Genomic DNA, 10266 nt, shown 5'->3' on the forward strand with positions numbered 1-10266 from the left:
GTAGCCTATCAAAACTATGAACAGTTTCGGATAGAGGATAAAAAAATTGATCTCTTTTTAAAAAGCAAAGAGAATTTACCTTCAGATTTCATTGGATATTATCAATCTTTAAATCCTGATTATTGGGTTGTTTATTATAAAGCAGGATTGTACTTTTATCAAAATAAAAAATACGGTTTGGCTCAAGAACAATTTGAGAAAGCTTTGACCAAAGAAATAAGCTCGCTTCCTGAAAAAGAGAAGGTTGTCAATTATTTAAAGAAAATAAAAAGAAAACGATAATGATTCCAAAGATAGAAATTGCAACTACAGCCGAAATAAAATCGTTTCAGGAACAAAAATTGGCAGAGCTTTTAAGTTATGTGAATACCAATTCACCTTTTTATAGTTCCCTTTTTGCTGAAAAAAACATTGATATTGCCAGCATAAAAACTCTTGAAGATTTAACTCAGTTGCCAGTTACCACCAAGGAAGATTTACAAAAATACAACGATGATTTTTTATGTGTTCCAGCTCATAAGATTATTGATTACGCCACCACATCAGGGACTTTGGGTGATCCGGTAACTTTTGGGTTAACCGATAGTGATTTGGACAGGCTGGCTTATAATGAAGCCATTTCGTTTGATTGCGCCGGTATAAAAGAAGGTGATATTGTGCAGTTGATGACGACAATAGACCGTCGTTTTATGGCAGGATTGGCTTATTTTCTGGGTCTTCGAAAAATGAAAGTGGGGGTAATTCGTGTTGGTGCAGGAATTCCGGAATTGCAATGGGATTCTATTTTAAAATACAAACCAACTTATTTAATTACGGTTCCTTCCTTTTTGCTGAAAATGATTGAATATGCCGAAAACCATAATATTGATTTCAATAATTCAAGTGTGAAAGGCGCAATTTGTATTGGGGAATCGCTTAGGAATCAGGATTTCACAATGAATGCGCTGTCTAAAAAAATATCGGATAAATGGAAAATTAAGTTGTTCTCCACTTATGCTTCCACCGAAATGAGCACAGCCTTTACGGAATGCGAGCATGGAGTAGGAGGGCACCATCATCCGGAATTGATTATTGTAGAAGTATTGGATGAAAAAAATAATCCCGTAAAAAATGGAGAGTCCGGAGAATTAACTTTTACGACACTTGGGATTGAAGCGATGCCTTTGGTTCGTTTTAAAACGGGTGATATTGTTCAGTTGCACACTGATCCTTGCTTGTGTGGACGAAATACATTGCGTGTAGGACCTGTTATCGGAAGAAAACAGCACATGATAAAATACAAAGGAACCACTTTGTACCCACCCGCAATGCACGACGTTCTGAATGATTTTGATGCTATAGAAAGCTACATCATTGAAATCGCAACCAATGATTTAGGAACCGATGAGATTCTGATAAAGATTGCAGTTAAAGACCCCACACCGATTTTTCTTCAGGAATTAAAAGACCATTTTAGAGCCAAATTGCGAGTAACTCCAAAAATTGAATTCACTACGAATGAAGTGCTAAGACCTATAATTTTTAACCCGATGAGCCGAAAACCGATTCACTTTTTTGATAATAGGAAGAGTGTTCTTTAATCTAAAGCCTCAATTTTAAACCCCGCTTTTTGAACGGTATCAATAATTTCGTTTTTGGAAATTCCATTGCAAGCAACAGACAGAATTTTATCTCTATTCTCAGTATCCACAGTCCATGTTTCAATACCATCTGTAGCATCCAGGAATGGAGTTATTTTGGCCACACAGCCACCGCAGTTTATATTTGTTTTGAAAACAAAAGATCCTTTTTCGTTTGATTTAGTGTTCATTGTTGTTTTATTTATCGTTGTTTTAAAATTTTTAGTTTCGGAAATACTAATTACTTATGGCTAGTCACTAATAACTATTTTATTTTTCCCATTTTAATCTAAGGCTGTTGCTCACCACGCTTACGCTGCTCAAAGCCATAGCCGCTCCGGCAAGCATTGGATTCAACAGAAATCCGTTGAGGGGATACAAAACGCCCGCAGCTATAGGAATTCCTATGACATTATAAAACAAGGCCCAAAACAGATTTTGTTTAATGGTCGCCACAGTTTGTTTGGATAGTTTTATGGCTTCAGGAATTTTGTTGAGGTCGGAAGAGATGATGGTCATTTTGGCCACATCCATCGCAATGTCACTGCCTTTTCCCATTGCAATGCTCACGTCGGCTTGAGCTAGTGCGGTACTGTCGTTAATTCCGTCGCCGACCATCGCCCCAATTTTTCCTTCACTTTGTAATTGTTTTATGAAAGCTGCTTTTTGCTCGGGTAATACTTCGGCTTTATAGTTGGTGATTCCTGTTTTTTTAGCAATGCTCTCAGCCGTAGCTTCATTGTCGCCGGTAAGCATATAAATTGCAATTCCTAGTTCCTGCAATTGCTGAATAGCCTCAATAGAAGTTTTTTTAATTTTATCGGCAATGGCAATTGCCGCTATCGCTTGACTATCGTCCGCAAACCAAATCACCGTTTTCGATTCGGCACTCCAATGGATAGCTTTTTCAAAAAGTGTTTCTGAAAGTGTTATGTTCTTTTCGAATAACAGTTTTTTATTTCCCACTAAATATTTTTTGCCCGCTATCGTTGCCGAGATTCCTTTTCCGGTGATGCTTTCAAAATGCTCCAAGACAATGCTGTTATTGTCGTCAAAATGTTTGATTACGGCTTCCGCCAAAGGATGTTCAGACTGTTTTTCGATACTAACTAAGATTTGTTTTAGAACCACACTTTCATCAACCCAATGGGAATCAGTTACCACTGGTTTGCCTTCGGTGATGGTGCCCGTTTTGTCGAGAACCACGGTATTTACTTTTTTGGACAGTTCGAGGCTTACAGCATCTTTAATCAAAATTCCTTTTTCGGCGCCTTTACCAATCCCTACCATAATTGCGGTAGGAGTGGCCAATCCCAAAGCACACGGACAGGCAATAACCAAAACGGTGGCAAAGGCAATCAATCCTTGAGAAAAACCGTTTTCGCCTCCTAAAATAACCCACGAAGCAAAAGCAATAAAAGCAATCGCAATCACAATAGGAACAAAGATCCCCGCTATTTTGTCAACTAGTTTTTGGACAGGGGCTTTGCTTCCCTGAGCTTCCTGCACCATTTTGATGATGTTGGCTAGCATCGTTTCAGAACCTACTTTCTCGGCGCGGAATTGAAAACTTCCTTTTTGGTTAATCGTTCCTGCGAACACTTTTTCATTTTCTTTTTTCAAGAGCGGAACGGGTTCGCCGCTCAGCATGCTTTCGTCCACGTATGAATTTCCTTTGGTGACAACTCCATCCACTGCAATTTGTTCTCCTGGTTTTACAAGAATAATATCTCCGTGGTTTACCTTGTCAATCGGAATCGTGGTTTGTTGCTCATTTCTGGTAATAATGGTTACGGTTTTGGGCTGTAATCCCATCAGTTTTTTTATGGCCGATGAGGTATTTCCTTTGGCTTTTTCTTCCAGTAATCTTCCCAACAGAATAAAAGTAATAATTACCGCTGCCGCTTCAAAATAGACGTGGGCGTGCAAACCTCTCTCATGCCAAAAATGCTGAAACAAAGTGTTGAATACGCTAAAAATATACGCCACTCCTGTTCCCAAAGCGACCAACGTGTCCATATTGGCCGAACGATGTTTGGCCTGTTTCCATGCATTAATGAAGAAATTTTTGCCAAACCAAACGATGACAGGTGTCGATAAAATCCACATGATTTCGTTAGCGTAAGGAATATCCATAAAAAACATTCCAATGATAACCACTGGCACCGTAAGTAACGCAGCCCAAAGCGTTTTCAATTTCAATTGGTTGAATTTTTTTTCATGTATTTCTTCCAGCGTTTCGGTTTGTTTACTGTCTTCGTCGATGAGCAAATCGTAACCAGCCATTTGAACCGCATTCTTGATTTCGGCAAGCGTAATCATGTTGGGCAAATATTCCAGGGCAACTGTAGCTGTCGCAAAATTGACCGATGCGTTAACAATTCCGGGTTGGATTTGTATAGCTGTTTCCACTCCGACAGCACATGAAGCGCAGCTCATATCCAGAACTGGGAAGGTTTTCTTTACCGTGGTCACGCCATAACCCAAATCCCGAATCGCACTGATGGCTTCTGGTAATGCTTCCGGTTTCGAGGCTGTAATCACGGCTCTGTTATTGTTAAGTTCCACTTTATGGGAATCGATGTTTTTTATTTTGTCAAGGCCGTTATCAACGATAAGCGCGCAATGTTCGCTCTCAACATCTTCCAGCGGAATATAAAATGTGTTATTTATAGGGGTTGCCATTTTTGTATGGTTTTAAGTTTACAATGCAAAGTTCAGCAGATAATCTTCTAATAAGTTACAGCTTTTTGTAAAAGAGTTACATGACTTTGGAGCGTTTTAATTTGGGCATGACCTCGTTACAGTATTTGGATTTCATAATAATAATTTAGGTAACGAGGTCGGGCTCTACACTGTATTCCCTATTAACAAAAACTACGGCAAAAAAGCCTTGTTTTTCTAAATCGGGAGATGCCGTTGCGATCCCTCATGCAAATCTGTTTTTCATATGTAGATATTTATTGATTTTTAACGGTCATATGTAATTGCTTCGCCTGTCACTATCGTTCGAGTCGCATATCTTCATTGGTATTTGCGACCAATTTTCGGTTATGCTCATTTCATAACAAGATTTTTGGTTTCATTTCCAATTCCTTTGTTTTTTTAATTAATTTAGATTGTCTTTTGAATAATCCTATTTCATCTCTTAAGATATTAAACTCTCAAACAATGCACTATGTCAAACATTGGATTAATTATAGAAGAAAGAGCTGCCGATATTGGAAATTTTCTAGTAGGCAGGTTGTTGCCCTTTCGTGAAAAACGTGCCGTAGGGCCTTTTGTGTTTTTGGATCACATGGGACCGGCAAAACTAAAGGAATATCAAAACTTAGATGTTGGACCCCATCCGCATATTGGGTTATCGACACTCACATATTTGTTTGAGGGAGCAATATTGCATCGCGACAGCATTGGCACCGAAATGGAAATTACGCCAGGCGCAGTCAATTGGATGACCGCCGGAAAAGGAGTAGTCCATTCGGAGCGAACACCAGAGCGTTTGAGAACTACCGATAAAAGTCTTCATGGTTTACAAATTTGGGTTGCTTTGCCCAAAGCAATGGAAAATATAGAACCTTCTTTCTTCCATATTGAAGCCAAAGATATTCCTGAATGGCAGCAAGATAATGTCTCCATAAAACTCATTGCCGGAAAAGCTTTTGGAAAAGAATCTCCTGTTCCCGTTTACAGTCCTTTGTACTTAATCGAGATTAAAAGTACTAGTCCAGCCACATTGAATATTGGTAAAGACCTGTTTGGAGAAAGCGCTTTGTATATTTTGGAAGGTGAAATCAAAAATGACGGCAACACCTACGCCTCAAAACAAATATTAGTAGCCAAGGAAAGTAGTCTTTGTCAGTTTGAAATGAGCGAAAATTGTACGGTTTATATTTTTGGAGGCGAACCTTTTCCGGAAGAGCATTTTATTTATTGGAATTTTGTTCATTCCGATAAAGCCGTAATTGAAAAAGCAAAACAGGATTGGATTGATCAAAAGTTTCCGAAAGTTCCAAATGAAACCGAGTTTGTACCCTTACCACAACCTAAATTCAGATAATTATCATGGCAAAAGTAATCGCTCATATCAAAGAAGTTCCTTTTCAAATAGAAATCAAATCTCCTACAGGAAATATCATCATTGCTGACGAACCTGTTGAGAAAGGAGGGAAGGATACAGGATTTTCACCCAGAGAATTGCTTACGGCATCATTGAGTGCCTGTACATCGGCAACACTGCGGATGTATATCGATAAGAAAGGTTGGAACATACCCGAAATAAAAGTAGAAACAGAACTAATCGAAATGGAAGGTAAAACTCTTTTTACTAGAAAACTTGAGTTTGCGGCTACAGTCGATGAAGATCAGAAAAAGCGTTTGATTTTAGTTGCAAATGCTTGTCCAGTTCATAAGATACTGTCCGGTACCATTGAAATAGAAACTGAATTATTATAATAATCAATATTATTTTGACACAAAACAATGTAACAATATCTAATAACGATCAAGTTTCAACTCAAAAAACAAATCCTTTTAGATTCAAATATTAATCCTTACTTTTGAACCTCATTAAAAAAACAAACAATATGGCGTCTATAACATTAGGAGGAAACCCAATACACACTTCAGGTGAATTACCAAAAGTTGGTTCAAAACTGGCTGATTTTAAATTAGTTCAAAACGATTTGTCGGTTGCTGATTTAAGCACTTTTGCAGGTAAAAAATTGGTTTTAAATATTTTTCCAAGCATCGATACAGGAACTTGTGCAACATCAGTTAGAAAATTCAACGAGAGTGCAAGTAATTTGGCAAACACTACTGTTTTATGTATTTCAAGAGATTTACCTTTTGCTCAAAAACGTTTTTGTGGTGCTGAAGGTCTTGAAAATGTAGTGAATCTATCTGATTTTCAGGATGGTACTTTTGGAAAAAATAATGGTTTAGACATTGTTGATGGCCCATTGGCGGGATTGCACTCAAGAGCGATTATCGTTGTTGATGAAAATGGGACAATTACACATACAGAGCAAGTGGATGAAATTGTAAATGAACCAAATTACGAAGCTGCTTTAGCTGCACTTTAATACTATATAATGGAATTCCAAAAAGACAATACATTATTTACAGGCCGATTGAAAAGCGTGAAATTTGCTTTTCTGGGTGCCGTAAAATTAATTACCACCGAGCACAGTATTATGGTTCAATTTTCAATTGGAATCTTAATGACTATTGCCGGTTTTTATTTTCATATCTCAACTACCGAATGGCTTTTTCAAACAATGGCTATTGGTTTAATTATGAGTGTTGAAGGATTGAATACAGCTGTCGAAAAAATAGCCGATTTTATCCACCCAAATTATCATGAAAGAATTGGTTTTATAAAAGATATTGCTGCTGGAGCAGTATTTTTTGCTGCATTAACAGCAATCGCAATTGGTCTAATTATTTATATCCCAAAATTTTTATAGGTTCAATTAAATTCAAGAATGGCAAAATCTACAAAAAAAGAATCTTTAGATACAAAAAATGAATCGGAATCTAAAGGCATAAGATCATGGGAATTCACCAAACAGCACAAAATTGTTTTGGGATCTCTTTTGGTATTATTTTCAATCGCTTTATTAGTCGCATTTGTTTCCTTTTTTATCTATGGAAAAATCGATCAAAGCGCTGTTTCCGAATTAACAGACCGTAAAGAAGAAGTTCAAAACTGGTTGGGTAAATTTGGAGCCTATCTTGCCGATTTATTTGTGTACCGAGGTTTTGGTATTGCTTCCTTTTTATTTGTTCGTTTATTTTTCCTGACCGGAATGTATTTGGTTTTGAGTCTATCGATTAAAAAACTAAAAGGAGTTTGGTTTTGGGATTTATTTGCTGTTATTGTTTTATCTGTTCTATTTGGTTTTTTTGCCACTTCGATGCCTGAATTGGGCGGGACAATTGGATATGAATTGAATTTATTCTCACAAGATTATATTGGCAAAACAGGAACACTTCTGGTTTTAGTTTTTGGTTTAATAATTTATTTGATTTTCAAATTGCAGGTATCACCAGAAAAAGTGCAATCCTTTTTTGAAAACACCAAAAAAGAAATCAAAGAGGATATGGCTACAGGCCCAATATTGGCTTCTACTGAAAGTGCTTATAATCTTGAGGAATTTGCCGTTGAAGAACCTGAAGAGGATGAAGAATTGGATGATATCCATTTAAAAACTACCGGGTCTCAGTTTGAAATTAACAAAGAAGCTTTGAAACCAACAATTTCAAATGCTTCCGAAATCAATTTGGAACCTACTCTTAAACCGCTTCCAATGGAGATTTTGCCAACGGTAGAACCTGCTAAAGAAGAAGCTTTTGTAATTGAAAAAGCTATCGAAGAAGATATTATCGAAGATAATTTAGCTTCACGGTTGGTGTCGGATTTTGGTTTATTCGATCCTACTTTGGATTTATCCAATTACAAATTTCCAACCATCGATTTATTAAAAGAATATTCGACAGGAGGAATTACCATCAACCAGGAAGAACTGGAAGAAAACAAGAATAAAATTGTAGATACTCTTCGTAATTACAAAATAGAAATAGCACAAATCAAGGCGACTGTTGGTCCATCGGTAACTTTATATGAAATTGTACCTGAAGCAGGAATTCGTATTTCCAAAATTAAGAGTTTGGAAGATGATATTGCTTTGTCGCTTTCGGCATTAGGGATTCGTATTATTGCGCCTATTCCAGGAAAAGGAACTATTGGTATTGAGGTTCCAAACAAGAATCCGACAATGGTTTCTATGAAAAGCGTGATTGGTTCTGCCAAGTTCCAAGAGGCGGAAATGGAATTGCCTATTGCCCTTGGAAAAACCATTTCGAATGAAACTTTTGTGGTTGACTTGGCTAAAATGCCCCACTTATTGATGGCGGGTGCTACAGGACAAGGGAAATCGGTGGGATTGAATGCGGTTTTGACATCTCTTTTGTATAAAAAACATCCAGCCGAAGTGAAATTTGTATTGGTGGATCCAAAAAAAGTTGAGCTAACACTTTTTAATAAAATTGAAAGACATTATCTGGCCAAATTGCCCGATACTGAAGATGCCATTATCACCGATAATGCTAAGGTTGTTGCTACATTGAATTCGCTTTGTGTGGAGATGGACAACCGCTATTCGTTATTGAAAGATGCGATGGTAAGAAACATCAAAGAATACAACGAAAAATTCAAGGCCAGAAAATTAAATCCGGAGAACGGACACCGATTTTTGCCTTATATCGTATTGGTAGTGGATGAGTTTGCCGATTTGATTATGACTGCCGGTAAAGAGGTTGAAGTACCTATTGCGCGTTTGGCACAATTGGCTCGTGCTATTGGTATTCACTTGATTATTGCGACACAAAGACCATCGGTGAATGTAATTACAGGTTTGATAAAAGCCAACTTCCCTGCGAGAATCGCTTTTAGGGTAACCTCAAAAATAGATTCCAGAACAATTTTGGACACTCAAGGTGCGGATCAATTGATTGGTAGGGGAGATATGTTATATACGAACGGAAATGATGTGGTTCGTGTACAGTGCGCCTTTATTGATACTCCTGAAGTTGAAAAAATAACCGAGTTTATTGGTTCGCAAAAAGCGTATGCCACTGCTTATTTACTTCCTGAATTCATAGGAGAAGATGGTGGAATTAATTTGGAAATGGATATTTCTGAAAGAGATACTTTGTTTAGGGAAGCTGCCGAAGTAATCGTAAATGCGCAACAAGGATCGGCTTCGTTATTACAACGTAAACTGAAACTGGGTTACAACAGGGCTGGTCGATTGATTGACCAACTGGAAGCTGCCGGAATTGTAGGTCCTTTTGAAGGAAGTAAAGCCAGAAGCGTGAATATACAGGATATGACGGGACTGGATCAGTTTTTTAATAATGAAAGTTAGTTTTAGATTGCAGATTTTAGGTTTTAGAATATAGAGAATAGAATGTTGAGTCTTGAGCGTTAATAATAGAAATTTAGCTTTTTTTTAGATACTTTTCATTTTTTAGCTCTTTACATTTGCACCAAATACGATATTAGACGGATGCGTGAGGGATAGTAGCTAGCTACCGAAGTAGCGCGGATAGCCCGACCCCGTTGAGTAAAGGGGCTTTGTAAGCGGTGCTATCAGTAAGCCCCTTTACTCAACGGGGTCACGCCAAAATGATTAAAAACTCAATAATACACAAGAATACATTAATAAGCATACAGCAAAACAAAGAACAAATGAGATTACAACACAAAATAGGTGTGAAAATGGTAGTGGGACTTTTGGTTGCCTTTTTCATTGGATTTTCGACTCAGGCACAAGATAAAAAAGCAAAAGCTTTGTTGGATAAAGTAACTGCCAAAGTAAAAAGCTACGATAATATTACGATCGACTTTAAATATTCTTTGAATAATGCCAAAGAGAATATTAATCAGGACAGTAAAGGAACCGTAGTGATGAAAGGGAATCAGTATGTGTTGAATTTTATGGGAATCACCAAGATTTTTGATGGTAAGAAGAACTATACTATTGTTCCTGAAGATGAGGAAATTACTGTTTCGAAAGTGGATGAGAAAGACGATTCGGCAATCACTCCATCAAAAATGCTGACTTTCTTTAATACAGGTTAT

The 10266-nt window shown here is 37.4% G+C and carries 9 protein-coding genes and 1 pseudogene; 8 read left to right on the plus strand and 2 right to left on the minus strand.

Going from position 1 to position 10266, the window contains the following annotated elements; all coding sequences use genetic code 11:
- Together VFS71_RS02265 and VFS71_RS02270 are read left to right on the plus strand one after the other, a co-directional pair.
- Nucleotides 1-282, plus strand: a pseudogene (locus tag VFS71_RS02265) (acyl-CoA--6-aminopenicillanic acid acyl-transferase); the annotation flags it as partial.
- Complete coding sequence (locus VFS71_RS02270) at nucleotides 282-1580, plus strand: AMP-binding protein (RefSeq protein ID WP_326399142.1); 1299 nt, start codon at nucleotides 282-284, stop codon at nucleotides 1578-1580. The pseudogene VFS71_RS02265 and the gene VFS71_RS02270, both read left to right, overlap by 1 nt.
- On the opposite strand, the gene VFS71_RS02275 is transcribed toward VFS71_RS02270, so the two are convergent.
- Nucleotides 1577-1810: a heavy-metal-associated domain-containing protein gene (locus VFS71_RS02275; RefSeq protein ID WP_326399143.1), complete on the minus strand. Its 234-nt coding sequence runs from the start codon at nucleotides 1808-1810 to the stop codon at nucleotides 1577-1579. The two genes, VFS71_RS02270 and VFS71_RS02275, sit on opposite strands and share 4 nt — an antisense overlap.
- 79 nt (nucleotides 1811-1889) lie before the next feature.
- Nucleotides 1890-4304 carry a heavy metal translocating P-type ATPase gene (locus tag VFS71_RS02280; RefSeq protein ID WP_326399144.1) on the minus strand — a complete coding sequence of 805 codons (2415 nt, stop codon included), beginning with the start codon at nucleotides 4302-4304 and terminating at the stop codon, nucleotides 1890-1892.
- 493 nt (nucleotides 4305-4797) lie between these two features.
- On the opposite strand from VFS71_RS02280, the gene VFS71_RS02285 reads away from it, so the two are divergent.
- The 6 genes from VFS71_RS02285 to VFS71_RS02310 form a co-directional block, all read left to right on the plus strand.
- The gene (locus tag VFS71_RS02285; protein ID WP_326399146.1) at nucleotides 4798-5679 is read left to right on the plus strand and encodes a pirin family protein; all 882 of its coding nucleotides are present in this window, start codon (nucleotides 4798-4800) and stop codon (nucleotides 5677-5679) included.
- A 5-nt stretch (nucleotides 5680-5684) separates the two neighbouring features.
- On the plus strand, nucleotides 5685-6074 hold the full coding sequence (locus VFS71_RS02290) for an OsmC family protein (RefSeq protein ID WP_326399148.1): 390 nt from the start codon (nucleotides 5685-5687) through the stop codon (nucleotides 6072-6074).
- A 131-nt stretch (nucleotides 6075-6205) separates the two neighbouring features.
- Nucleotides 6206-6703, plus strand: coding sequence for a thiol peroxidase (gene tpx, locus VFS71_RS02295; protein ID WP_326399149.1), 498 nt, complete (start codon nucleotides 6206-6208; stop codon nucleotides 6701-6703).
- A 9-nt stretch (nucleotides 6704-6712) separates the two neighbouring features.
- Complete coding sequence (locus tag VFS71_RS02300) at nucleotides 6713-7087, plus strand: diacylglycerol kinase family protein (RefSeq protein ID WP_326399151.1); 375 nt, start codon at nucleotides 6713-6715, stop codon at nucleotides 7085-7087.
- Nucleotides 7088-7105: 18 nt separating this feature from the next.
- Nucleotides 7106-9550, plus strand: a complete 2445-nt coding sequence (locus VFS71_RS02305; RefSeq protein WP_326399152.1) for a DNA translocase FtsK — start codon at nucleotides 7106-7108, stop codon at nucleotides 9548-9550.
- Nucleotides 9551-9903: 353 nt separating this feature from the next.
- On the plus strand, nucleotides 9904-10266 hold a 363-nt coding region (locus VFS71_RS02310), incomplete at its 3' end, for a LolA family protein (RefSeq protein ID WP_414655978.1).

The sequence above is a fragment of the Flavobacterium sp. genome (genome assembly GCF_035760125.1).
Lineage (GTDB): Bacteria > Bacteroidota > Bacteroidia > Flavobacteriales > Flavobacteriaceae > Flavobacterium.